Source organism: Stenotrophomonas nematodicola (genome assembly GCF_009467805.1).
GTDB classification, from domain to species: domain Bacteria; phylum Pseudomonadota; class Gammaproteobacteria; order Xanthomonadales; family Xanthomonadaceae; genus Stenotrophomonas; species Stenotrophomonas nematodicola.
In genome coordinates this window covers 677,281-701,245 of the sequence record NZ_WIAY01000001.1, presented here as the reverse complement: position 1 = coordinate 701,245, position 23,965 = coordinate 677,281, and the positions used below count along the sequence as shown (strand labels likewise).

The window sequence follows — 23,965 nt, the reverse complement described above, 5'->3', positions numbered from 1 at the left end:
GTGCGTTGCGAGACCACCCATGATAGGCCAAACAACCCCCACTCCAGAATCCGACTCCCCAGCCCCGCAGGTCGAGCAGAAGCAGCCGCTTCCCGAGACCCCCGCGGTGCCCGTGGAGATTGGTGGCCGCGGCGGACTTGATCCGGTGCGGTATGGAGACTGGGAGAAAAACGGACGCTGCATCGATTTTTGATCAGCATTGAGCCAACGCGGCATTGCGCCGCCCAGCCGAGACAACGAGCCCAGCGAATGGCCGCCAGAGAACGTCCCCTTTCCCCGCACCTTCAGGTGTATCGCTGGCAGATTCAGATGGCCACCTCGATCCTGCATCGAGCCACCGGCATCTTTCTGTCTGTTGGAGCCCTGATCATTGCGGGCGGCCTGCTCGCCCTGATGATGGGCCCTGAATCCTGGAACTGCTTCACCGGCCATGCCGGCAGCTGGTACGGCAAGCTGTTCCTGTTCGCATGGACGTGGTCCTTTGCCTACCACCTGTGCAATGGCATCCGCCACATCGTGCAGGACTTCGCGATCGGCTTCTCCATTCCCGCCTTTGTGCGCAGCAGCTGGGTGTCGGTCTTCGCCAGCCTGGTGATCACCGCGCTGGTCTGGGCCTATGTGTTCGCCGGAGCCACCGCATGAACAAGTTCCGTACCCCGCTGAAGAACGTGCGTGGCCTTGGCGCTGCCAAGACCGGCACCGAGCATTTCGTGATGCAGCGCCTGACCGCCACCGCGCTGGTCGGCCTGACCATCTGGTTCCTGGTGTTCGTGCTGAGCCTGATCGGCGCCGATTACGTGACTGCCACCGAAGCGGTGTCCAAGCCGTGGAACGCGGTCCTGCTGGTCGGCTTCCTGGTCGCGATGTTCTGGCACGCCCAGCTCGGCCTGCAGGTCGTGCTGGAAGACTACATCCACAACTCGCTGCTGGCCCTGGCGCTGCAGACCACGGTGAAGTTCATCGCCGTGCTCGGCGCGATCGTCAGTGTTTTTGCGGTCGCCCGCATTGCGCTCGGCGTTGCCTGAGTCCAGGCACCAAGACAGGAATCCAGATTAGATGTCCGCTTACAAGATTACGGAACACAAGTACGACATGGTCGTGGTCGGCGCCGGCGGTGCCGGTCTGCGCGCCACGTTCGGTCTTGCCGCCAAGGGCCTGCAGACCGTCTGCCTGACCAAGGTCTTCCCGACCCGCTCGCACACCGTGGCCGCGCAGGGCGGTATTTCCGCCGCGCTGGGCAACATGGGCGAGGACGACTGGCGCTACCACTTCTTCGACACCATCAAGGGCTCGGATTGGCTGGGTGACCAGGACGCCATCGAGTACATGTGCCGCGAAGCGATTCCGGCCATCATCGAACTGGAACACTACGGTGTGCCGTTCAGCCGTACCGAAGAGGGCAAGATCTACCAGCGCCCGTTCGGTGGCATGACCACCAAGTACGGCGAAGGCCCGTCCGCGCAGCGCACCTGCGCCGCGGCCGACCGCACCGGGCACGCCATGCTGCACACGCTGTACCAGCAGTCGCTGGCGCACAACGCGCGCTTCATGATCGAGTACTTCGCGCTCGACCTGATCTTCGATGAGGAAGGTGTGTGCCGCGGCGTGCTTGCCCTGGACATGGCCGACGGCTCGCTGCACCTGTTCCGCGCCCACGGCGTGGTGCTGGCCACCGGCGGTTACGGCCGCGCGTACTTCAGCGCCACCTCGGCCCACACCTGCACCGGCGACGGCGGCGGTCTGGTCATGCGCGCCGGCCTGCCGATGCAGGACATGGAGTTCGTGCAGTTCCACCCGACCGGCATCTACGGCGCGGGCTGCCTGATCACCGAAGGCGTGCGTGGCGAAGGCGGCATCCTGCGCAACAGCAACGGCGAGCGCTTCATGGAGCGCTACGCACCGCACTACAAGGACCTGGCCTCGCGCGACGTGGTGTCGCGTTCGATGACCATCGAAATCCGCGAAGGCCGCGGCGTCGGCGAGCACAAGGACCACATCCTGCTCGACCTGACCCACCTCGGCCCGGGCGTGATCGACGACAAGCTGCCGGGCATCGCCGAAAGCGCGCGCATCTTCGCCGGCGTCGACGTGCACAAGCAGCCGATTCCGGTCATCCCGACCGTGCACTACAACATGGGTGGCATCCCGACCAACTACCACGGCGAAGTCGTGCGCAAGGTTGGCGACAACCCCGATGCCGTGGTGCCGGGCCTGTACGCCATCGGCGAAGCAGCCTGCGTGTCGGTGCACGGTGCCAACCGCCTGGGCTCCAACTCGCTGCTGGATCTGGTGGTGTTCGGGCGTGCGGTGGCCAACCGCTGCGCCGATACCATCAAGCCGGGCCAGTCGCACAAGACCCTGCCGTCGGACGCCTGCGACAAGGCGCTCGGCCTGCTGGACAAGCTGCGCTACGCCAACGGCGACACCCCGACCTCGGTCATCCGCGACCGCATGCAGCGCACCATGCAGAACGACGCGGCGGTGTTCCGTACCAGCAAGACCCTGCAGGAAGGCTGCGGCAAGATGGCCGAGATCTTCGACTCCTTCCAGGACGTCAAGGTCTCCGACCGTTCGCTGGTGTGGAACTCCGACCTGATCGAAACCTACGAGCTGAACAACCTGCTGCTCAACGCGGTGGCGACGATCAACTCGGCCGAACAGCGCAAGGAAAGCCGCGGCGCGCACGCGCATGAAGACTATCCGGACCGCGACGACGCCAACTGGCAGAAGCACACGCTGGTCAGCGTCGACGAGAAGGGCAAGTGCGAGTTCGACTACCGTCCGGTCCACATGTACACGCTGAGCAAGGACGTGGACGTGGTCCCGCCCAAGCCGCGCGTCTACTAAGCGACCTTCGGCATGACCTCCGGCCACGCAGTGCCTGCCACTTCCTCCGCCCACACGGGTGGGGTGGTGCGCGCGCTGCGGGCCGGCGGTGTCGACTTCCTCATCTTCCGTGCTAGCCGCGCCTGCATCGCAGCGCGAGCCGCCTGAGCCAACGAGAACAGCCATGGCCGAGTTTTCCCTCCCCAAGAATTCCAAGATCGGAAAGGGCAAGCACTTCCCCGCCAAGAGCGGCGCGAAGAACACCCGTACGTTCAAGATCTACCGCTGGAATCCCGACGACGACAGCAACCCGCGTACCGATACCTACGAGATCGATCTGGACGCGTGCGGCCCGATGGTTCTGGACGCGCTGATCAAGATCAAGAACGAGATCGATCCGACCCTAACCTTCCGTCGTTCGTGCCGCGAGGGCATCTGCGGTTCATGCGCGATGAACATCGATGGCACCAACACGCTGGCCTGCACCCGCGCCATCGCTGACTGCGGCAAGGCCGAAGTGCCGATCTACCCGCTGCCGCACATGAGCGTGGTCAAGGATCTGGTGCCGGACCTGACCCACTTCTACGCGCAGTACGCGTCGATCAAGCCGTGGATCCGCACCCAGACCCCGCCGCCGCCGGATCGCGAGCGCCTGCAGTCGCCGGAAGACCGCAAGAAGCTCGACGGGCTGTACGAGTGCATTCTGTGCGCCTGCTGCTCGACCAGCTGCCCGAGCTACTGGTGGAACGGTGAGCGTTACCTGGGCCCGGCGATCCTCCTGCAGGCCTACCGCTGGATCGTCGATTCGCGCGACGAGGACACCGGGGCGCGTCTGGACGACCTGGAAGATCCGTTCAAGCTGTACCGCTGCCACACCATCATGAACTGCGCCCGGACCTGCCCGAAGGGCCTGAACCCGGCCTTGGCCATCGCCGAGATCAAGAAGCTCATGATGGCGCGCCGCGCCTGACGTAGCGCCGGGCTCAGCCCGCGGCTCCGTAGCGCCGGGCTCTGCCCGGCTGAACCGAAAAGGTAAAGCCGAGCCATGCTCGGCTTTACCGTTTAAGGCCTTGCCGTTCAAGGAGCCACACCGATGGATGAAGCAACCCTGCTGAAAAAGCTGCGTTGGCGCTGCCGCCGTGGCATGCGTGAGCTGGACCAGCTGTTCGAGCGTTACCTTGACCGCGAATGGGCCGGTGCGCCGACTGCAGAGCGCGAGGTTTTCCTGTTCCTGCTGGAATGCGAGGACGATAGGCTGTGGCGGTGGTTCATGGGCTACGAGGAGTGCCCCCATGCCGAGCCGGCCGCGCTCATCGCCAGGATCCGCGCCCTGCCGGCTTGAATGGCGGCCCTCGCGCAGGCAATGCCGCGTGCAGGTCCTGCTGGCGATGCTCGTGCCCTGGGCGCTGTCGATGAGCGATCTGCCGTCGCCGCACTGGCAGTGGGTGGCCGGGACGGTCGTGATGGCGTCCCTTGTCGAAGCGGCAGGTCAGGTCCGTCGGCGTCCCCGGCACCTGCTTGTTCCGCCTGGCGAGGCGGCCGTCATGGTGGACGGCAGGCCGGTCGAGGCCTTCGTGGTGCGGTTCCGGGGACCGCTGGTCCAGCTTCGCTGGCGGCAGGGGTGGCGCCGGCACGCACTGCTGTTCTGGCCCGATACCCTGTCGGCGGCGCAGCGACGTGAACTGCGACTGGCCGTCGGCACCCGCTGCATTTCCCGTTCACGTCGCGCAATGGCACCATAGCCTGAATTGTCCGGCACACCTGCATGTTCAAACCCATACCTGTCGCAATCGGCCTGCGTTACCTGCGCGCCAAACGTCGCAACGGCTTCATCTCCTTCATCTCGATGGCGTCCATCCTTGGCATCGCGCTGGGCGTGACCGTGCTGATCACCACCCTGGCGGTGATGAGCGGCTTCCAGAAGGAGATCCGCGACCGCCTGCTGCAGATGTCCGCGCATACCACCATCACCAGCGACGGCGCGCCGATGGCCGACTGGCAGCGGTCGGTGGATCTGGCCATGAAGGACCCGCGCGTGGCCGGTGCCGCGCCGTACATCGAGATCCAGGCCATGCTGAGCGGTCCACGCGTGCAGGGCGCGATCGTGCAGGGCATCGACCCGGCGCTGGAGCCCACGGTCTCGGTCATCAATCAGAAGCTCAAGCGCGGCAGCTACGACAGCCTGACCCCCGGCAGCTACAACCTGCTGCTGGGCAGTGAACTGGCCATCTGGCTCGGCGTGGATGTCGGCGACACCGTGGTGGTGACGCTGGCCGAAGTGCAGGGCACGCCGATGGGCGCGATGCCGCGGCTGAAGCGCTTCACCGTCAGCGGCATCTTCGAGGCCGGCTACAACGAGATCGACCGCGGCGTGGCCTACGCCAACATGAGCGACCTGGAGCGTGTCCTGCGCATCGATGGCGCGACCGGCGTGCGCCTGAAGCTGCACGACATGGACAAGGCGCTGGATGTCGGCCTGGATCTGGCGCATGCGCTGCACGGGGCCTACCGGGTCAGCGACTGGACCCAGCAGAACGCCAACCTGTACCACTCGCTGCGCATGGAAAAAGTGGTGATGGGCATCCTGCTGTCGCTGATCATCGCGATGGGGGCCTTCAACCTGGTGTCCTCGCAGGTGATGCTGGTCACCGACAAGCAGGCCGACATCGCGATCCTGCGCACGCTTGGCCTGACCCCGGGCGGGGTGATGCAGGTCTTCATGGTGCAGGGCTCGCTGATCGGCATCTTCGGTACCGTGATGGGCGTGATCGGCGGCATCACCCTGACCTTGAATCTCGAACGCATCCTCGGTGCGATCGAGACGGTGTTCAACGTCAAGCTGCTGCCCGAGGACGTCTACTACATCACCGGCCTGCCCACCGACATGCAGGCGCCGGACATCATCATCATCACGGTGGTCGCACTGGTCATGAGCTTCCTGGCGACGTTGTATCCCGCGTGGCGCGCTGCCCGCACCCAGCCGGCGGAGGCCCTGCGTTATGAATGATGTGATCGGGCATGACGTGAGCGTCCGCGGCCAGGAAGTGCTCCGCGCCGAGCGCCTGGGCAAGACCTATTCGGAAGGGCGCATGCAGACCCCGGTCTTCGATGGCCTGGACCTCAGCGTCAACACCGGCGAGACGGTCGCGATCATCGGCGCCTCCGGTGCCGGCAAGAGCACCCTGCTGCATCTGCTTGGTGGCCTGGACCTGCCCACGGCGGGCGAGGTGCTGGTGGCTGGCGTGCGCATGTCGCAGCTCTCCGATGCAGCGCGCGGCAGCCTGCGCAACCGCACGCTGGGCTTCGTGTACCAGTTCCATCACCTGCTGCCCGAATTCACCGCGTTGGAGAACGTGATGATGCCGGTGCTGCTGGGCGGTGCGGACGTGGCCGATGCACAGGCGCGCGCCCGTTCGCTGCTGGAGTCGGTCGGCCTGGGCCACCGCCTGGAGCACAAGCCCAGCGAGCTGTCCGGTGGCGAGCGCCAGCGCGCCGCCGTGGCCCGCGCGCTGGTCAACCGGCCGGCCTGCGTGCTGGGCGACGAGCCCACCGGCAACCTGGACGACAAGACCGCCGCGACCGTGTTCGACCTGATGCTGGAGCTCAACCGCGCCCACCACACCAGTCTGGTGCTGGTGACCCACGACCGCAGCCTGGCACGCAAGCTGGACCGCGTGCTGGAACTGCGCGAAGGTCGCCTGCACGCCTTGTCGCACGACCAGGTCTGAGCACCCCGTCCAGGCGCTGAACTGCCGGCGGGCTGCATGCGCCGGCATCATCCCGGGGGGCGCATGATGCCTGCAGCCCACCCCGCCGGAGGTTCCATGAAAGCCCATGTTGCCGTCGCCCTGTGCCTGGCCCTGTCCGCCTGTGCGACCAGTGGTCGCCTGACGTCCGAGCAGAAGCTGTCGCTGTACCGCGCCCATGCGGCACCGCCGCAGCAGGACATGCCGCTGTATGGCGGCATCAATGGCTGGACCGAACTGGGCGACAGTGCGCTGGCGGTATGGACGCGCCCGAGCGAGGCCTATCTGCTCGAGCTGACCGGCCCGTGCCAGGGCCTGGACTACGCGCTGGAGATCGCGCTGACCAGCCGCACCGGACGGGTGTCATCGCGCTTCGACAAGGTCCTGGTCCGCGACCCGACCTTGGGCCCGATGAACATGCCGTGCTTCATCCGCAGCATCCAGAAACTGGACATCAAGGCGCTGCGCGCGTCCGAACAGGACATGCGCCAGGCGAAGCTGCAGGAGCGGGAGCCGTAAGGCGTACCGCGACCTGCCGTGCAGGTGCCGGCCACTGGCCGGCACAGCGGCCTCACGCCTCCGGCGCGACGTAACCGGCCGGCTTTTCTGCGCCGCCGGAGAACAGGTACTTGACCAGCTCTTCTTCCAGGAACGCGCGGTGCCTGGGATCGCGCGGCGACAGCCGGTTCTCGTTGATCAGCATCGTCTGGTGCGCCAGCCATGCGGCCCACGCGCTCTTGCCGATGTGATTGAAGATGCGCTGGCCGAGATCGCCGGGATAGGGCACGAAGTCCAGGCCGTCGGTGTCGCGTTGTTCGTACTGGCAGAAAACGGTGCGGGGCATGGGCTTACTCGGAAACGGGTGGGGAGGACGCGCGTCGCATTGTACGGCGCTTGGGCGAGGCGGGCGGCGCGCCGGTGTCGAGCAGCTTGCGGATCGGTGCGGGCAGGCCGAGCGTGGGCAGGTCCACCGGAGCGACCCAGCGCAGGCCCGGGACATCGGCGCGCAGGCCGTCCACCTGGCAGGACAGCACCTGCAGGTGCAGGCGGTAATGGCTGAAGGTGTGTTCCAGCACCGGCAGCGCCTCCGCGTCGTCCAGCGAGCCGTGCAGGTGCGCGTCGAACCAGTCCTGCAGCGCGCTGCCATGCTCGGCCTGGGGCAGCGTCCACAACTGCGCCCAGATGCCGGTGTCCGGCCGCTTCTGCAGCAGCACGCGGCCGCGGTCATCGCGCAGCAGCAGGGCCACGGCCTCGCGCTCGGGCAGTGCCTTGCCTGGTTTGGGCGTGGGCAACCGGTCGGTGCGGCCTTCACGGCGCGCCACGCAATCGTCCTGCAACGGGCAGATCACACAGGCGGGACGGCTGCGCGTGCATACGGTGGCGCCCAGATCCATCTGCGCCTGCGTGTAGTCGGCCATGCGACCGTCGGGAACGTGCTGTACGTGCGCCTCTGCCAGCCCCCAGAGCACCTTCTCCACGGCCGGCAGACCGGGAAAGCCGTCGATGCCGTGATAGCGGGTGAGCACGCGTTTGACGTTGCCGTCGAGGATCGCATGGCGATCGTTCCAGGCCTGGCTGAGGATTGCGGCGGCGGTACTGCGGCCGATGCCGGGCAGGGCGTGCAGCGCGTCGAGATCGCGCGGCAGCTCGCCATCGTGATCGGCCACGCAGCGTTGCGCGGCGGCATGCAGGTTGCGCGCACGCGCGTAGTAGCCAAGCCCGGCCCACCGTGCCATCACGGCGTCGTTGCTGGCTGCGGCCAGCGCGGGCAGGGTGGGGAAGACCTGCAGGAACGTCAGAAAGTACGGAATGACCGTACTGACCTGGGTCTGCTGCAGCATGATCTCCGACAGCCACACCCGGTACGGCGAGCGCGGGTGCTGCCACGGCAGGTCATGCCGGCCGTGGCCGTCGAACCACGGCAGCAGGCGGCCGACGAAGGCGTCGCCGCGCCCGTCCACGCCGGGCATCAGCCGCCCAGGGCCTCGGGCAGCAGCGCGTCGACGAACGCTTCCGGATCGAACACGCGCAGATCTTCCGGGCGCTCGCCGATGCCGGCGAAGCGGATCGGAATGCCGAACTCGCGGGCCAGCGCGAACACCACGCCCCCCTTGGCGGTGCCATCCAGCTTGGTCACCACCAGGCCGGTGACGTTGACCGCCGCGTGGAACTGGCGCAGCTGGGAGAGGGCGTTCTGCCCGGTGGTGCCGTCGATCACCATCAGCACCTCGTGCGGCGCGGCCGGATCGATCTTGCCCAGCACGCGGCGGATCTTGCCCAGCTCGTTCATCAGGCCGGACTGGGTATGCAGGCGGCCGGCGGTGTCGGCAATCAGTACCTCTGTGCCGCGTGCCTTGCCGGCCTGCAGCGCATCGAAGGCGACCGATGCCGCATCGGCATTCTGGCCCTGGGCCACCACGGCCACGCCGTTGCGCTCGCCCCAGGCCTGCAGCTGGGCCACGGCGGCGGCGCGGAAGGTGTCGCCGGCGGCCAGCATCAGACTGTGGCCGTCGTCCTTGAAGCGCTTGGCCAGCTTGCCGATGGTGGTGGTCTTGCCCACCCCGTTGACGCCGACGGTGAGCACCACGAAGGGCTTGGCGGTGCGGTCGATGACCAGTGGTCTGGCGACCGGCTGCAGGATCGCGATCAGCTCGCTGCGAAGAGCGGCCAGCAATGCCTTGGCGTCGGCGAACTCTCGCGCCTTCATGCGCTTGCGCAGGCCCTCGACCAGCGCGGTGGTGGCGCCAACGCCGACATCGGCGGTGATCAGGGCGGTTTCCAGCTCGTCGAGCAGGTCGTCGTCGAGCTTGGGATTGCGCGAGAACAGGCCGCCGAAGCTGCGGGCGATGACGCTGTTGCGCAGGCGGTCGCGCCAGCCGAGCTTGCCGGGAGCGGCCGGAGCGGTGGTATCGCCGGGCTCGAGGATGTCGGCGGCCGGGGCGGCGGCCGCCACGGGCGGTTCGGTCGGCTGAGCGGCTTCCTGCACGATGTCGGTGGCGACCAGGACCGGCGGGGTCACCTGCACGACGGGTGCAGGGTCGGTCGGGCGCTGGCCGGCGGGCGGCACTACCGGTGTGGTCGGTTCCGGGGGCGTGGCGGCCCGGGCGACCGGTGCGGTCGATGCCGGAGGTGCGGTGGGCGGGACGACCGGCGCGGGCGGTTGGGCCGGCGGCGCGGCAGCATCAGCCGCCTGCGGGAACGCGGCGGCCAGCTCTTCAGCCGAGTAGTGCTGGGTCTTGGGCGCGTCCTGTGGGGCGTCCTGGGGCTTTTTGCGACGGAAGAAACTGAGCATTGGATTCGGCGCTGAAATCAGGGGGATATGCTACCACTCGGGCCTGTCAGCCCCGAGTGCACTCAAGTGCGCGGCCCGGCGGCCGCTATCGACGGTGGAGGGCCGCACGGGGCGGTCCGGGGTGCATCCGGGTGGGCAATATTCTGGCAATCGCGGGCAGCGGCATGCGTGCGGCTCAGCAGGGCGTACAGGTGGCCGCGCACAACGTGGCCAGCCTGGACGCGCCCGACGCGACGCGTCTGCAGGTGCTGCGGGGCGCTGCGCCTGCCGGCGGGGTGCAGTCCGTCGTGGGCACCACGCCCCAGGACCCGACGGCCCCGTTGACCGACCTGCTGGCCGCCCGCAACGAGGTGCTGGCATTCACGGCCAATGCCGCCGTGATCCGGCGCTCCGATGGCATGCTTGGCGCATTGCTGGACGCAACCGCCTGACCGTGGGTCGCCACCGTTGGCCGGCACGACCGGGTCATGTGACTTTCCTGGAGCCCGTCGTGGCAGGACGATGCCGACCTGCGGCCGGCATCGTCGGGTGCCGCGGTCTTACGCGGACAGTTCGAGCAGGAGCTTGTTGAGCCGGCGCACGTAGGCGGCCGGGTCCTTCAGCGTGTCGCCGGCTGCCAGGGCGGCCTGGTCGAACAGCACGCGGCTGAGGTCGTCGAAGCGTGCCGCGTCGGCTTCCTGGTCGAGCTTGCCGATCAGCGGGTGGCCGGGGTTGAACTCGAACACGGGCTTGCTGTCCGGCACCTTCTGGCCGCTGGCTTCCAGGATCTGGCGCATCTGCAGGCCCAGGTCCTGTTCGCCGATGGCCAGGATCGCCGGGGAGTCGGTGAGGCGGTGCGAGACGCGCACGTCGGCCACGTCCTCGCCGAGCGCGGTCTTGAGCCGCTCGACCAGGGCCTGCTTGTCCTTGGCGGCTTCTTCCTGGGCCTGCTTGTCTTCCGCCGACTCCAACGCGCCGAGGTCGAGGTCGCCGCGTGCGACGTCAACGAACGACTTGCCGTCGAAGTCGGTCAGGTAGCCCATCAGCCACTCGTCGATGCGGTCGGTGAGCAGCAGTACTTCGATGCCCTTCTTGCGGAACACTTCCAGATGCGGGCTGTCCTTGACCTGGGTATGGCTGTCGCCGGTCAGGAAGTAGATCTTGTCCTGGCCTTCGATCATGCGGCCGACGTAGTCGGCCAGGGACACGCTCTGCTCGCCGCTGGCGTCATGGGTGGAAGCGAAGCGCAGCAGGCCGGCCACCTTTTCGCGGTTGCCGTAGTCTTCGGCGGGGCCTTCCTTGAGGACCTGGCCGAACTGCTTCCAGAAGCCGGCATAGACGTCCGGCGAGTCCTTGGCGAGCTTGTCGAGCATGTCCAGCGAGCGCTTGGTGAGCGCGGCCTTCATCGAGTCGATGACCGGGCCGGACTGCAGGATTTCGCGCGAGACGTTCAGCGACAGGTCGTTGGAATCCACCACGCCCTTGATGAAGCGCAGGTACAGCGGCAGGAACTGCTCGGCCTGGTCCATCACGAACACGCGCTGCACGTAGAGCTTCAGGCCCTTGGGCGCATCGCGGTGGTAGAGGTCGAACGGCGCGTGGCCGGGCACGTACAGCAACGAGGTGTACTCGAGCTTGCCTTCGACCTTGTTGTGGCTCCACGCCAGCGGGTCCTGGTGGTCGTGCGCGGCGTGCTTGTAGAACTCGCGGTACTCGGCGTCGGTGATCTCGTTGCGCGGACGGGTCCACAGCGCGCTGGCGCGGTTGACGGTTTCCCACTCGGGCTCGGCCGGTGCATCGTCGCCGTGGGCGTTCTTGACCATCTGGATCGGCAGGCCGATGTGGTCGGAGTACTTCTTGATGATGCCGCGCAGGCGCCAGCCATCGGCGAAGTCGAGCTGGTCGTCCTTCAGGTGCAGCACGATGCGGGTGCCGCGCTCGGGCTTGTCGATGCTCTCGACGTCGAACTCGCCTTCGCCTCGCGAGGACCAGTGCACGCCTTCGCTGGCGGGCAGGCCGGCGCGGCGCGAGTAGACGTCGACCTGGTCGGCGACGATGAAGGCGCTGTAGAAGCCGACGCCGAACTGGCCGATCAGCTGGGAGTCCTTCTTCTGGTCGCCGGAGAGCTGGCGCAGGAAGTCGCCCGTGCCGGACTTGGCGATGGTGCCAAGGTGCGCGATGGCCTCGTCACGGCTCATGCCGATGCCGTTGTCGTCGATGGTCAGGGTGTGGGCATCGGCATCGAAGCTGACGCGGATGCGCAGGTCGCTGTCGTTCTCAAGAAGGGCCGGCTGGGTCAGCGCTTCGAAGCGCAGTTTGTCCGAGGCGTCGGCAGCGTTGGAGATCAGCTCGCGAAGGAAGATTTCCTTGTTGGAGTACAGCGAGTGGATCATCAGCTGCAGCAGCTGCTTGACTTCGGTCTGGAAGCCCAGGGTTTCTTTTTGGGTCTGCACGGTCATGAGTGGCGATGCTCCTTGGACGATGCCGCGCCCTGCGCGGCGGCTGGCTCAAGGGGTAGGGGCGGCGGGGTGGGTTTTCAAGAGCGTGCGGATACCCGCCGTTTGTATCCTTCCTGGCTCGGGGGCGATGCAGGTCGCGGTTGCAGCCGGCCACTCGGAGGTCCTGATCAGGGGCCTTTTTCCACGGGAGGAGGGCTTGCACGCGACACTGCCCGTCTGTCGATCAGATGTCTGCATTGAATCCGGTGCGGTCATTGGCTGGGCGAATGGCGGGAGGGTCGGGCGGCGGTGCCATCCGCCGTCTCCGGTGCATGAAACGCGCCCGCCGGGGATCAGCGCTTAGAATGTCGGCCCGCCCCCCCGTTGCCCCTGTGCCATGACCCGTGCCGCACCGTTTTCCCTGTCGACCCGTCCAGCCAGGCGCCGGGCATGACGCCGCGTCAGCCCGCAGCACCGGCGGTGGGGCAGGTGCGCATCATCGGCGGCAAGTGGCGTGGGACGAAGCTGCCCGTGCCACTGTCGCCGGGCCTGCGGCCGAGCAGCGACCGGGTCCGCGAGACGCTGTTCAACTGGCTGATGCCGCGGTTGGGCGGGGCGCGGGTGCTGGACCTGTTTGCCGGCAGCGGCGCGCTGGGACTGGAGGCGGTGTCGCGGGGGGCGGCGCACGCCACCTTGGTGGAGAAAGACGGGGGGCTGTCCCGGCAGCTGCGCGAGTCGGTGACCCGGCTGGGCGCGCAGGGGCTGGTGGAGGTCGTCCAGGCCGACGCCCTGCAGTGGCTGCGTCAGCCGGCCGGGGCGCTGGCCGATATCGCCTTCGTCGACCCGCCGTTTGCCGCCGGGCTGTGGGACGCGGTGATCGCCGGACTGCCGGCGCACCTGGCCCCCGATGCCTGGCTGTACGTGGAGTCGCCGGCCGGTCAGGCGCCACGATTGCCGGCGCCGTGGCTGCTGCACCGCGAGGGGAGCACCCGGGAGGTCCGTTTCGCCCTGTACCGCCGCGCCGCTGCTACACTTTCACCAGATCACAACGTGTAGCTGCCGTATGACCGTGGCCAACCGCCGCATTGCCGTGTACCCGGGCACCTTCGATCCGATCACCAACGGTCACATCGACCTGGTGAACCGGGCCGCGCCGCTGTTCGAAAAGGTGGTGGTGGGTGTGGCGCAGAGCCCGTCAAAGGGGCCGACGCTGCCGCTGGAGCTGCGGGTGTCGCTGGCGCGTGAGGCGCTGGCCCACCACCGCAACGTGGAAGTGCGCGGTTTTGATACGTTGCTGGCGCATTTCGTGCGCTCCATGCAGGGTGGCGTGCTGCTGCGCGGCCTGCGTGCGGTGTCCGATTTCGAGTACGAATTCCAGATGGCGAGCATGAACCGCCACCTGATCCCGGAAGTCGAGACGTTGTTCCTGACCCCGGCCGAGCAGCACAGCTTCATTTCGTCTTCGCTGGTCCGCGAGATCGCCCGTCTGGGCGGCGACGTGTCCGGCTTCGTTCCCGCGTCGGTGCTGGAAGCGCTGCGCAGGGTCCGGGAAGCGAAGTCGGGCCCGACGCAATAACCGCCAGACCCATACATACCAAGAACCACCAAGGGAGGAATTCCATGAACAACACCATGCGTGCCATGCTGATCGCGTCGTTCGCGCTGGCCTTCACCGCCTGCAAGAAGGAAGAGGCTGCTCCGGTCGCCGAAGCCCAGCAGGCGCTGGTCGCCCCGGGCAAGGACGACGATGCCGGCTGGAAGAAGTACCTGCAGGCCGTGGCCGTGCAGAACATGGGCAACATCACCAACAGCCCGTTCCTGTATTACCTCGGGCCGGAATCGGACCCGCAGTTCCAGGACAAGTACGAGCGCCAGGTTGAAAGCGCCACCCAGGCCGTCGCCCGTGGCGTGCAGCCGGGCAACATGCTGGCCTTCGGTTCGTCTGCCTCGGGCAAGATGGCCGACATGATCCAGACCGTGTTCAAGGACGTGTCGCCGGACTCGATGAAGGGCGTGCGCGTCGTGTTCATCGGCCAGGCCGCCGACAACGCCCGCGTGCAGTCCATCGTGCAGCCGACCGGCGCCGAGTACATCTTCGTCGAAGCCAAGTAACCCGTGCAGTGGCGGCCGCGCCCCGCGCGCGGCCCGGGCGGCGTCCTGCGGGGCGCCGCCGATCATCGGCCGGCGCCCTGCGCTGGCCGGTTTTCTTCCGCCGGCGCGGGCGTGGAGTAACGCCATGTCGCTGAAAATCAATGAGCTCTGCGTCAACTGCGACGTCTGTGAGCCGGCCTGCCCCAATCAGGCCATCTCGATGGGTGAAACCATCTACGTGATCGACCCGGCCCGCTGCACCGAGTGCGTGGGACACTTCGACGAACCCCAGTGCGTGGTCGTCTGCCCGGTGGAATGCATCGATCCCGATCCGGACATCCCGGAAACCCAGGAAGCGCTGTTGGCCAAACTGCATGGGCTGCAGCGTGATCATCCCGAACTGTATGTCACGGAGTCCCCGTCCGAATGAACAGGCTGTCGCGTCGTTGGTTGCTGCTGGTGCTGCTGTGGGCACCGGTGGCCTGGTCTGCTGGATCCACCCCGGCGTCGTTGGCCAAGCACCCGGAGGGCGCGGCGATTGCCAGCGGGCACCATCTGGCCACCGAGGCCGGCATGGAGATCCTCGCCAAGGGCGGCAACGCGTTCGATGCCGCCGTGGCGGTGTCCTCGGTGCTCTCGGTGGTCGAGCCGATCAGTTCAGGGCTGGGCGGCGGCGGCTTCTTCCTGCTGCATGACGCGGCCACCGGCAAGGACGTGATGCTGGACGCGCGCGAGACCGCGCCGCAGTCGGCCACGCCCGAGGCGTTCCTGGACGGGAAGGGCGAGCTGGACCGCGACCGCTCGGTGAACGGCGCGTGGTCGGCCGGCATTCCCGGCCTGCCGGCGGCGCTGGTGGAGCTGTCGTCCAGGCATGGCCGGCTGCCGCTGCGCACCTCGCTGGAACCGGCGATCCGCATCGCCCGCGACGGTTTCCCGGTGTACGCACGCATGGCCAAGGGCTATGCCTCGCGCCGCGCGGTGATGGAGCGCTATCCCGGCACGCGCGAGGTGTACCTGCGCAACGGCAAGCCGATCGCCGAAGGCGATGTGTTCCGGCAGCCGGAATTGGCCGCCACCCTGGAGCGCTTGGCCGACAAGGGCTTCGACGGTTTTTACCGCGGGCAGACCGGCGCGATGCTGCTGGCGGGCGTGAAGCAGGCCGGCGGCCGCTGGACGGCCGAGGAACTGGCCGGCTACCGGGTCAAGCAGCGCGAGCCGATCGTGTTCAAGTACCGCGACTGGACCGTCACCACCGCCGCGCCGCCCTCCTCCGGTGGCATCGCACTGGCGTCGATGCTGCAGATTCTGGAAGGCTGGGACCTGAAGACGCTCGACGAGGCCCACCGCACCCACCTGGTGGTCGAGGCCATGCGCCGCGCTTACCGCGACCGCACGTTCTTCCTCGGCGATCCGGACTTTGTGCAGATCCCGCAGAAGGTACTGACCAGCAAGGATTACGCGCAGGGGCTGCGCGCCACCATCCACCCGGAGAAGGCGACCCCGAGCGATCTGCTGTCGGGCAATCCGACCCCGCTGGAAGACGACGAGACCACCCACTTCTCGATCATCGACCGCGACGGCAACCGTGTGGGCGCCACCCAGACCGTCAACCTGCTGTATGGCTCGGGCCTGATTCCGTCCGGTACCGGCGTGCTGCTGAACAACGAGATGGACGATTTCGCGCTGAAGCCGGGCACGCCCAATGCCTTCGGAGTGATGGGGTATGCGGCCAACGCACCCAAGCCGGGCAAGCGCATGCTCAGCTCGATGACCCCGACCTTCATGGAATCGGCGGACAAGGTGGTGGTACTCGGCACGCCGGGCGGCAGCCGCATCATCACGATGGTGCTGCTGGGCATCCTCGGCTACGACGCCGGGCTGGACGCCCAGCAGGTCGCGGCGTTGCCGCGCTACCATCACCAGTGGCTGCCCGACGTGATCGAGGCCGAGAGCGGTGCCTTCGACGACGCCACCCTCCGGCAGCTCCAGGCGATGGGCCACAAGGTCGATCTGCCCGGCGACAGCGCGGCCGGCGGCCGTGGCTCCAGCCACGTCTGGGGCAACCTGCAGACCGTGGAATGGAACCGGCGCAGCAACGTGCTCAGCGGCGGCAGCGACCCGCGCAATCCGGTGGGCAGCGCGGCGGTTTCACCGGCACGCTGATCCACACCACCGATGAAAAGCCCCGTCCTGTGGACGGGGTTTTTCGTTCGCGCCGGATCGGGTTGACTAGCGAATATTTAACGGCGACGGCACGATACTTTCCGCATGAAACTCTGGTCCATTCGCGGCAATTCACAGAAGCTCGACGGCGGCGCGATGTTCGGCAACGCGCCGCGCGCCGTATGGGAAAAATGGGCGGCACCGGACAAGCTCAATCGCATCGAGCTGGCCTGTCGCGCGCTGCTGGCGAGCCCGCTGGCCGGCAAGACGGTGCTGTTTGAAACCGGCATCGGCGCGTTCTTCGAACCCCGGCTGCGCGACCGCTACGGCGTGCAGGAATCCAGCCACGTGCTGATCGAATCGCTGCGCGAAGCCGGCTTCGAACATGAAGACGTGGATGTCGTGGTGCTCAGCCACCTGCATTTCGACCATGCAGGCGGGCTGCTGGCGCCGTGGAGCGAAGGGCGCGCGCCGGAACTGCTGTTCCCCAACGCCACGTTCCTGGTCGGTGCCGGACACTGGGAGCGCGCGTTGCATCCGCACCCGCGCGACCGCGCCAGTTTCATTCCAGAGCTGCCAGGCCTGCTGCAGGCCAGCGGCCGCCTGGAGATCGTCGACGGCCCCTATTCACAGGCGCTTGGCGAAAGCGTGCGTTTCACCTTCAGCGATGGCCATACGCCGGGGCTGATGCTGGCCGAGATCGTGGGACCCGAGCAGGTGGACGGGCAGGCGCGGGGCGGTGTGGTGTTCTGTGCAGACCTGATTCCCGGCCGTTCCTGGGTGCATGTGCCGATCACGATGGGCTACGACCGCAATGCCGAGCTGCTGATCGACGAGAAGCGCAGCTTCCTGGAGGACAAACTGGCGCGCAACGTGCACCTGTTCTTCACCCACGACCCGCAGTGCGCGCTGGCCCAGGTCACGCGCGATGAGAAGGGCCGCTTCGGCACCGCCCACGAGCAGGGCGAGCTCAAGGCGCGTGCGCTGGCGTAAGCCACACGGGAGCCGCCTGCCGGCATCGTGCCGCATCGCGTGTGTTTGACCGACGTCGTCGTAGAGCCGGCCTCTGGCCGGCTATCGCGCGCAGTGCAGGCGTGTTGATGTCCGGTGCGAACAGCAGCCGAGCAACGGTCGGCTCTGCCGGGGCGCAGGGGTGGAGACAGGCCCCCCGCTGCCTGCGGTCAATGCGCTTTCAGGCAACTGCTCATGAAGGTCCTGCGGGCGTCGCCGGCCAGCTTCCTGGCGGCGGCATCGGCGTTGCAGGTCTTCATACGTTCCTGCGGCGTGGTGGCCGGGGCGGCGGGGCCGCTCAGGCAGGCCTTCTGCGCGGTTTTGTAGTCCTCGCCGGTCTTGCCCTTGTTCTTGGCCGAACAGTCGGCCATGCGCTGCTGCTGGGGCGTGGCGGCGGCGGCGATCACCGGACTGCCGAGCAACAGCAGGCAGGCGAGCAGGGGGAGGGTCTTCATCGCAGGCTCCACGCACGGGTTGAGATGCGCGCAGCGTCCGCCCCGGGGGGCATAGGCGGTGTGAAGCGCCAGCACGTGGAAACCACGGCCGGCGCGGTGCGTCGGATCAGCCGGCGACGCGGGTACCGAAGATGCGGTCGCCCGCATCGCCCAGGCCCGGCAGGATGTAGCCTTTCTCGTTGAGCTGGGCATCGATGGCGGCGGTAAAGATCTCGACGTCCGGATGCACGGCCTGCACGGCGGCGATGCCTTCCGGTGCGGCGACCAGGAAGATGCCCTTGATGCGGCGGGCGCCGGCGCGCTTGAGCATGTCGATCGTGGCGATCAGGGTGCCGCCGGTGGCCAGCATCGGGTCCAGGATCAGCGCGTCGCGCTCTTCGAGGCGGCCGGTCAGGCGTTCGAAGTAGGGCACCGGCTGCAGGGTTTCCTCATCGCGCTGCAGGCCGACCACGCTGACGCGCGCCGCCGGGATCAGCGACAGCACGCCGCTGAGCATGCCCAGCCCGGCGCGCAGGATCGGCACCACGGTGATTTTGGCGCCGGCGATGCGCTGCACCGTCACCGGGCCGGCCCAACCGGCCATCGTGTGGGCTTCGGTCTCCAGGTCGGCGGTGGCCTCGTAGGCGAGCAGGCCGCCGAGCTCGTTGGCCAGTTCGCGGAAGTCCTTGGTGCTCAGGGATGCATCGCGCATCAGGCCGATCTTGTGCTGCACCAGCGGATGGCGCACTTCGACGATTTTCATTGGACAGGGGCTGAAAAAGAGGGGAGGCGCCTAGTGTGCCGCAACCCCACCCAAAGCCCAACGACCAGCGCCCGGACGTGCGCGCTGCCCCCGGTGTCATGCCCATGCAACCTGCCGGACATACCGTGCTGACCCAATCTTTACACCGTTGGGGATAGCTGTGCAGAAGAAGTCACCGTTGGGGCTGGCCATCAGCCTGTCGTTGCTGGTCATGGCCAGTCCGTCCGCTTTCGCCGCCGATACGGCAGTCGCGACCGCGGCCGTCGGCGCCGAGGCGATCGATCTGGATCGCATTGAAGTCCGGCCGCAGCTGGAGTCGCAGACCCGCGCGGTCGACCTCAAGCGCAGCAGCGACGCCATCGAAGATGCCGTCTCCTCCGACGCGATGGGGGTGTACCCGGACAAGAATGTGGCCGAGTCGCTGCAGCGCCTGCCGGGCGTGAGCGTGACCCGCGACCAGGGCGAGGGGCGCTTCGTGGTCATCCGTGGCCTGGACGCGGCGCTGAACAGCGTCAGCGTCGATGGCATCGCCATCGGCACCCCGGAAGATTCCAGCCGCGCCGCGCCGCTGGACGTGATTCCCTCCGACTCGACCGAGCGCCTGCGCGTGGTCAAGTCGCCCACCCCGGACATGCCCGGCGATGCCATCGGCGGCGCGATCCTGGTCGAGTCGGCGTCGGCTTTCGACCGTGAAGGACGCAGCCTGCGCGGCAAGGTCGAAGCCAGCCACCAGCAGCTCTCCGGCAACACCAGCCCCAAGGCGGCCATCAACTACAGCGAAGTGTTCGGCGACACCCTGGGCGTCGCGCTGGGCGTGAACTACCAGAACCGCACGTTCGAGTCGGACAACACCGAGGTCGAGTACGGCACGTTCGACGGCGGCGCCGATGACGATCTGTTCGCCAACAGCCTGCAGCAGCGCAAGTACGAGATCGAGCGCAAGCGCATCGGCGCCAACCTCAACTTCGACTGGCGCCCCGACGACGACAACCGCTACTACCTGCGCACGCTGTACAGCCAGTTCGACGATGCCGAGACCCGCCAGCGTACCCTTTTCAATTTCGGTGATGGCGAGGTGACCGCGCGCGGCAACAACCAGTACACCATCGACGAACTCCCGGCCGATGCGATCCAGAAGCGCATGCGCTACCGCACCAAGAAGGAAAACACCTTCGCCGCCAGCCTCGGCGGCGAGAACCGGCTGACGGGCGCGGTGGTGGACTACAAGGTCGGCTACACGCGCACCGAAGAGCGCGTCAACGACGAGATGGAAGCGCGCTTCAAGTACAACGGCGACGACCTGACCGCCACCGTGGACCAGAACAGTGGCATTCCGCGCTACACGCTCAGCGATGCCGGTTGGATCAGCAACGCCAACTACGACTTCGACCGCGTGGTGCTGTCACCCAAGCAGGTCAACGACCAGGAGCGCAGCGCGCAGATCAACGTGCGTTTCGACGGTGATGCGTCCAGCTACAAGGTCGGGCTGCTTGGCCGCTGGCGCGACCGTGACGTGAACGTGGACGAGCGCGAGCTGCGCGTCGGCCCGAAGATCGCGCTGTCGGACTGGACCGCCGCCACCCCCGATCACCGTGGCGGCAACCTGGGCCAGGGCATAAGTTCGGATGCGATGCGTCGCTACTGGGCGCAGTCCGGCGGTCAGTACAGCGCACGTCCGCAGGACGCAGGCGGCAATGCGATGGCCTCGCTGGAAGAGGACTACACCGCCAGTGAAGACATCTTCGCCAGCTATGCGATGGGCACCTGGGATATCGGCGCGCTGCGCATCATCGGCGGCGTGCGCGTGGAGAACACCCGGTTCGCGGCCACCGGCAACAGCGTGGACGTGGCCAGCAATGGCCGCAGCTACACAGTCACCCCGTTGAACGTCAGCCGCAGCTACACCAGCGTGCTGCCTGGCCTGCACCTGCGCTACGACGCCGGCAGCGACTGGGTGCTGCGTGCGGCCGCCAACAAGACCGTGTCGCGCCCGTCATTCGGCGACATTGCCCCGCGCGTGGGCCTGAACCGGGGCGATGAGGAAGTGCGACTGGGCAACCCGCAGCTGGACCCGTACGAATCCAGGAACCTGGACCTGTCGATGGAGAAGTACATCGGTAGCACCGGCATCGTATCGCTGGGGCTGTTCCACAAGTCGATCGACGGCTACATCGTCAGCACGCTCAGCAACAACGACCCGGCCTACCCGGGCTATGAAGTGACCCGGGTGATCAACGGCGACAAGGCCACCGTCCGCGGCGCCGAGTTCAATTGGCAGCAGCAGCTCGCCTTCCTGCCGTCCGGCTGGGACGGCCTGCTGGTGGGCGCCAGTGGCACCTGGCTGGACACCGACTTCGACCCCGGCCTGGCCGGCCGCGAGCGCGACGACTTCATGCTGCCGCGCGCCTCCAGGCACGTGTACAGCGCCCATGTCGGCTACGAGAAAGCGGGCTTCAGCACCCGCGTGGCGGCGGTCTACCGCAGCGAATACCTGGATACCCTCGGCGACAGCCGCGCCTACGACATCCATGTGGCGCCCAACACCCAGCTCGACTTCAGCCTGGACTACAAGATCACCGCGAACGTGAGCCTGTATCTGGAAGCGCAGAACCTGCTGGACAAGCCGCTGGAGCTCTATCAGGGCGTACGCTCGCGGACGCTGCAGAATGAAGAATACGGGCGCACCTACGCGCTCGGCCTGAAGGTGGCCCTGTGATGCGTACGACCCACACGCTTGGCCTGCTCGGCCTGGCACTGCTGACGGCCTGCGGCCAGCAGCCCGCACCCGCCGCGTCGGCGCCGGCGGCCGCTGCCGATGCCGCACGCAACATCGCCACAGTTGCCGAAGCCTTCGTCACACCCATGACCCCGGCCGACAACATCGATTCGCCCACCAGCTGGACCACGCCGGACGGCCAGCGCTGGCTGATCGCCACCGCCAAGGCCACCGACAAGCTGGTGGTCTACGACGGCCAGACCGGCACGCATCTGCGCGATGTCGGCAGTACGGGTACCGGCTTGGGGCAGTTCGTGCGGCCCAATGGCATCGCGGTGGTCGACGACCTGGTGCTGATCGTGGAGCGCGACAACCACCGCGTGCAGGTGCTGCGGCTGCCGGACTTCGCCCCGCTGGGCGTGTTCGCCGCCGACGACCTGCGCAAGCCATACGGCCTGTGGGTGAACAAGCGCGAGGGCGGCTACGACGTATACGTCACCGATTCCTACGATGCCGGTGAGGATGCCCAAGGCAACGACGTGCTGCCGCCGCTGGCCGAGCTGGACAAGCGCGTGCGCCGCTACGCCATGACGGTTCAGGGCGACAAGGCGCAGGGCACGCTCGTCTCGAGCATCGGCGACACCAGCGAGGCCGGTGCGCTGCGCGTGGTCGAGTCGATCTGGGGCGACCCGGCCAATGACCGTCTGCTGATCGCCGAAGAGGATGAAACCTACGCCAGCGAGTTCAAGGTATACACATTGGCGGGCAGGTTCACCGGCACCACCTTCGGCCGCGACGCCTTCAAGGCGCAGGCCGAGGGCGTGATGCTGCGGACCTGCGGCAAGGACGGCTGGTGGATCACCACCGAGCAGGGCAAGCAGCGCAGCGTGTTCCATCTGTTCGACCGCCACACCTTCAAGCATGTGGGCGCCTTCCAGGGCAATACGGTGGCCAACACCGACGGCATCTGGCTCGATCCGCATGCGTCGCCGCGCTTCCCCGACGGCGTGCTGTATGCCGTGCACGACGACCAGGGCGTGGTGGCCTTCGACTGGGCCAGCGTGGCCCGGCAGTTGTCGCTGCCGCTGGAGTGCGCGCCATGACCCGCGGCTGCCTCGGCGCTGCCGCGCTGGCGTTGTCTCTGCTGCTGGCCGGCCCGGTAGTCGCGAAACAGGCCGACCGCACCGCCGAACCGAACACCCAGGTACCGGTCGGCAATCGCCACTACGCGGCGACCGGCTTCCCTGACCGTATCGTGGCCTCGCCGGCGCAGGACGCCGCGCGCGGCGTCGGCGTGTCGTGGCGGACCGATACGACGGTCAATGCGCCGGTGCTGGAGTGGGTGCTGGCGGGCGATTCGCCGGACGTCGGCACGCCTGTCCGCGTGGTCGCTGCCACCCGCGCGCTGGACACCGAGAACGGTCCCGCCCACTACCACCGCGCCGACATGAGCGGCCTTGCACCGGACACGCTGTATCTGTGGCGGGTGCAGGGGCAGGGGACCTGGAGTGCCTGGAACCAGCTGCGCACCGCCGGCGCCGCGCAGCAACCGCTGACGCTGCTGTACTTCGGCGACACCCAGAACAAGAACCTCAGCCATGTTTCGCGGGTGCTGCGTGCCGGGCTGAAAGCCGCGCCGGACGCCCGCCTGAGCCTGTTCGCCGGTGACCTGGTCAGCGGCGGCGACGGCCAGGACGACAGCGAATGGGGTGAATGGTTCGCCGCTGCCGGCTGGCTGCCGCAGGAAACGGCCGTGGCGCCGGCGATCGGCAACCACGAGTACGTCGAGGAGTTCGAGGACACCCCGCAGGAGCGCCGCGTGCTCGGCAGGCATTGGCCGGTCACTTTCGCGCTGCCGCGCAATGGCGTGGCCGCTGCCGACACCAGTACCTACTGGTTCGACTACCAGGGCGTGCGCATCGCGGTGCTCGACGGCACCTCGGCGCTGGATCTGGGCAGCGCCGCCGCACAGGCGGCGTGGCTGGACAAGGTGTTGGCCGACAACCCGCACCCGTGGAGCATCGTGCTGCTGCACCAGCCGTTCTACTCCCCACGCGAAGGGCGCGAGAACGCCGAGCTGCGCGACGTGCTGCTCCCGGTGGTGCGCCGCCACCGCGTCGATCTGGTGCTGCAGGGCCACGACCACACCTACGGGCGTCGCGGCGAAGGCGACGCCGCCACGCCGCAGTTCGTGGTCACCGTGGCAGGCCCGAAGCAGTACCGGTTGTCGGCGCAGGCCCGTGCCACTATGGCGCCGGTGGGTGAGGACACCCAGTTGTTCCAAGTGCTGAAGATCGATCCCCAGCACCTGCGCTACGAGGCGCGCACGGTCACCGGGCGGCTGTACGACGGGTTCGAGTTGACGCGCCGCGCCGATGGCGTCAAACAGAAGGTTGAACTGACCGATGACCGAATCGCACCCCGCGACTGCACCCGCACACAGACCTTGAAGGGCCGCGCGGACCGTTGCTGGGAATGACCTGTATGCCGGGCGGCTGCGAGCTGC

At 67.6% G+C, this 23,965-nt stretch carries 26 protein-coding genes; 20 read left to right on the top strand and 6 right to left on the bottom strand.

Annotated features, from left to right (window positions below; translation table 11 throughout):
* Nucleotides 1-19 precede the first annotated feature (19 nt).
* The 10 genes from GDJ08_RS03085 to GDJ08_RS03040 all read left to right on the top strand — a co-directional run bounded on the left by GDJ08_RS03085 (nt 20) and on the right by GDJ08_RS03040 (nt 7,091).
* Nucleotides 20-193: a DUF1674 domain-containing protein gene (locus tag GDJ08_RS03085; RefSeq protein ID WP_082316384.1), complete on the top strand. Its 174-nt coding sequence runs from the start codon at nt 20-22 to the stop codon at nt 191-193.
* A 56-nt stretch (nt 194-249) separates the two neighbouring features.
* On the top strand, nt 250-642 hold the full coding sequence (gene sdhC, locus GDJ08_RS03080; RefSeq protein WP_017355964.1) for a succinate dehydrogenase, cytochrome b556 subunit: 393 nt from the start codon (nt 250-252) through the stop codon (nt 640-642).
* Nucleotides 639-1,025, top strand: a complete 387-nt coding sequence (gene sdhD, locus GDJ08_RS03075; RefSeq protein ID WP_136005859.1) for a succinate dehydrogenase, hydrophobic membrane anchor protein — start codon at nt 639-641, stop codon at nt 1,023-1,025. The genes sdhC and sdhD overlap by 4 nt, the downstream gene beginning before the upstream one ends.
* A 31-nt stretch (nt 1,026-1,056) precedes the next feature.
* Nucleotides 1,057-2,847, top strand: a complete 1,791-nt coding sequence (gene sdhA, locus GDJ08_RS03070) for a succinate dehydrogenase flavoprotein subunit (protein WP_153164268.1) — start codon at nt 1,057-1,059, stop codon at nt 2,845-2,847.
* A 163-nt stretch (nt 2,848-3,010) separates the two neighbouring features.
* A complete protein-coding gene (locus GDJ08_RS03065; RefSeq protein WP_017355967.1) occupies nt 3,011-3,796 on the top strand; it encodes a succinate dehydrogenase iron-sulfur subunit in 786 nt (261 codons plus the stop codon).
* A 123-nt stretch (nt 3,797-3,919) separates the two neighbouring features.
* On the top strand, nt 3,920-4,168 hold the full coding sequence (locus GDJ08_RS03060; protein WP_017355968.1) for an FAD assembly factor SdhE: 249 nt from the start codon (nt 3,920-3,922) through the stop codon (nt 4,166-4,168).
* 28 nt (nt 4,169-4,196) lie between these two features.
* The gene (locus GDJ08_RS03055) at nt 4,197-4,568 is read left to right on the top strand and encodes a hypothetical protein (protein ID WP_423668969.1); all 372 of its coding nucleotides are present in this window, start codon (nt 4,197-4,199) and stop codon (nt 4,566-4,568) included.
* A 23-nt stretch (nt 4,569-4,591) separates the two neighbouring features.
* A complete protein-coding gene (locus GDJ08_RS03050; protein WP_017355970.1) occupies nt 4,592-5,833 on the top strand; it encodes a lipoprotein-releasing ABC transporter permease subunit in 1,242 nt (413 codons plus the stop codon).
* Nucleotides 5,826-6,554, top strand: coding sequence for a lipoprotein-releasing ABC transporter ATP-binding protein LolD (gene lolD / locus GDJ08_RS03045; RefSeq protein WP_017355971.1), 729 nt, complete (start codon nt 5,826-5,828; stop codon nt 6,552-6,554). Before GDJ08_RS03050 ends, lolD begins: the two co-directional genes overlap by 8 nt.
* Nucleotides 6,555-6,650: 96 nt before the next feature.
* Nucleotides 6,651-7,091, top strand: coding sequence for a DUF6491 family protein (locus tag GDJ08_RS03040; RefSeq protein WP_153164267.1), 441 nt, complete (start codon nt 6,651-6,653; stop codon nt 7,089-7,091).
* A 52-nt stretch (nt 7,092-7,143) separates the two neighbouring features.
* Here GDJ08_RS03040 and GDJ08_RS03035 read toward each other — a convergent pair whose 3' ends face one another.
* From GDJ08_RS03035 to ftsY, 3 genes are read right to left on the bottom strand one after another with little or no spacing between them, the layout of a single operon-like run.
* Nucleotides 7,144-7,416, bottom strand: a complete 273-nt coding sequence (locus tag GDJ08_RS03035) for an oxidative damage protection protein (protein WP_017355973.1) — start codon at nt 7,414-7,416, stop codon at nt 7,144-7,146.
* A 4-nt stretch (nt 7,417-7,420) separates the two neighbouring features.
* Nucleotides 7,421-8,542, bottom strand: a complete 1,122-nt coding sequence (mutY, locus tag GDJ08_RS03030) for an A/G-specific adenine glycosylase (protein ID WP_153164266.1) — start codon at nt 8,540-8,542, stop codon at nt 7,421-7,423.
* Nucleotides 8,542-9,864 carry a signal recognition particle-docking protein FtsY gene (gene ftsY / locus GDJ08_RS03025; RefSeq protein ID WP_153164265.1) on the bottom strand — a complete coding sequence of 441 codons (1,323 nt, stop codon included), beginning with the start codon at nt 9,862-9,864 and terminating at the stop codon, nt 8,542-8,544. The genes mutY and ftsY overlap by 1 nt, the downstream gene beginning before the upstream one ends.
* Before the next feature lie 131 nt (nt 9,865-9,995).
* Here ftsY and GDJ08_RS03020 point away from each other — a divergent pair, with 131 nt between their 5' ends.
* The gene (locus tag GDJ08_RS03020) at nt 9,996-10,295 is read left to right on the top strand and encodes a hypothetical protein (RefSeq protein ID WP_153164264.1); all 300 of its coding nucleotides are present in this window, start codon (nt 9,996-9,998) and stop codon (nt 10,293-10,295) included.
* A gap of 108 nt (nt 10,296-10,403) precedes the next feature.
* Here the strand turns inward: GDJ08_RS03020 and htpG are convergent, their stop codons facing one another.
* Nucleotides 10,404-12,302, bottom strand: a complete 1,899-nt coding sequence (htpG, locus tag GDJ08_RS03015) for a molecular chaperone HtpG (RefSeq protein ID WP_017357529.1) — start codon at nt 12,300-12,302, stop codon at nt 10,404-10,406.
* A gap of 429 nt (nt 12,303-12,731) precedes the next feature.
* On the opposite strand from htpG, the gene rsmD reads away from it, so the two are divergent.
* The 6 genes from rsmD to GDJ08_RS02985 all read left to right on the top strand — a co-directional run bounded on the left by rsmD (nt 12,732) and on the right by GDJ08_RS02985 (nt 17,528).
* The gene (gene rsmD / locus GDJ08_RS03010) at nt 12,732-13,337 is read left to right on the top strand and encodes a 16S rRNA (guanine(966)-N(2))-methyltransferase RsmD (RefSeq protein ID WP_017357528.1); all 606 of its coding nucleotides are present in this window, start codon (nt 12,732-12,734) and stop codon (nt 13,335-13,337) included.
* A gap of 7 nt (nt 13,338-13,344) precedes the next feature.
* Nucleotides 13,345-13,857: a pantetheine-phosphate adenylyltransferase gene (coaD, locus tag GDJ08_RS03005; protein ID WP_017357527.1), complete on the top strand. Its 513-nt coding sequence runs from the start codon at nt 13,345-13,347 to the stop codon at nt 13,855-13,857.
* Between the two features lie 44 nt (nt 13,858-13,901).
* The gene (locus GDJ08_RS03000; RefSeq protein WP_136005870.1) at nt 13,902-14,393 is read left to right on the top strand and encodes a hypothetical protein; all 492 of its coding nucleotides are present in this window, start codon (nt 13,902-13,904) and stop codon (nt 14,391-14,393) included.
* Nucleotides 14,394-14,517: 124 nt separating this feature from the next.
* Nucleotides 14,518-14,802 (top strand): YfhL family 4Fe-4S dicluster ferredoxin, encoded by a 285-nt coding sequence (locus GDJ08_RS02995; protein WP_136005873.1) that lies wholly within the window; start codon nt 14,518-14,520, stop codon nt 14,800-14,802.
* Nucleotides 14,799-16,535: a gamma-glutamyltransferase gene (ggt, locus tag GDJ08_RS02990; RefSeq protein WP_153164263.1), complete on the top strand. Its 1,737-nt coding sequence runs from the start codon at nt 14,799-14,801 to the stop codon at nt 16,533-16,535. Before GDJ08_RS02995 ends, ggt begins: the two co-directional genes overlap by 4 nt.
* Nucleotides 16,536-16,640: 105 nt before the next feature.
* Nucleotides 16,641-17,528, top strand: a complete 888-nt coding sequence (locus tag GDJ08_RS02985; protein ID WP_136005878.1) for an MBL fold metallo-hydrolase — start codon at nt 16,641-16,643, stop codon at nt 17,526-17,528.
* A gap of 188 nt (nt 17,529-17,716) precedes the next feature.
* Here the strand turns inward: GDJ08_RS02985 and GDJ08_RS02980 are convergent, their stop codons facing one another.
* Together GDJ08_RS02980 and upp are read right to left on the bottom strand one after the other, a co-directional pair.
* Nucleotides 17,717-18,001, bottom strand: a complete 285-nt coding sequence (locus GDJ08_RS02980; RefSeq protein WP_017355793.1) for a PsiF family protein — start codon at nt 17,999-18,001, stop codon at nt 17,717-17,719.
* A 106-nt stretch (nt 18,002-18,107) separates the two neighbouring features.
* Nucleotides 18,108-18,743 (bottom strand): uracil phosphoribosyltransferase, encoded by a 636-nt coding sequence (upp, locus tag GDJ08_RS02975; protein WP_017355792.1) that lies wholly within the window; start codon nt 18,741-18,743, stop codon nt 18,108-18,110.
* Between the two features lie 211 nt (nt 18,744-18,954).
* On the opposite strand from upp, the gene GDJ08_RS02970 reads away from it, so the two are divergent.
* Genes GDJ08_RS02970 through GDJ08_RS02960 form a run of 3 tightly spaced genes read left to right on the top strand, consistent with a single transcriptional unit; the run spans nt 18,955 to nt 23,938 of the window.
* Nucleotides 18,955-21,459, top strand: coding sequence for a TonB-dependent receptor (locus GDJ08_RS02970; RefSeq protein ID WP_423669067.1), 2,505 nt, complete (start codon nt 18,955-18,957; stop codon nt 21,457-21,459).
* Nucleotides 21,459-22,562, top strand: coding sequence for an NHL repeat-containing protein (locus tag GDJ08_RS02965; protein WP_153164261.1), 1,104 nt, complete (start codon nt 21,459-21,461; stop codon nt 22,560-22,562). Before GDJ08_RS02970 ends, GDJ08_RS02965 begins: the two co-directional genes overlap by 1 nt.
* Nucleotides 22,559-23,938 (top strand): purple acid phosphatase family protein, encoded by a 1,380-nt coding sequence (locus GDJ08_RS02960; protein WP_153164260.1) that lies wholly within the window; start codon nt 22,559-22,561, stop codon nt 23,936-23,938. Before GDJ08_RS02965 ends, GDJ08_RS02960 begins: the two co-directional genes overlap by 4 nt.
* Nucleotides 23,939-23,965: the final 27 nt, after the last annotated feature.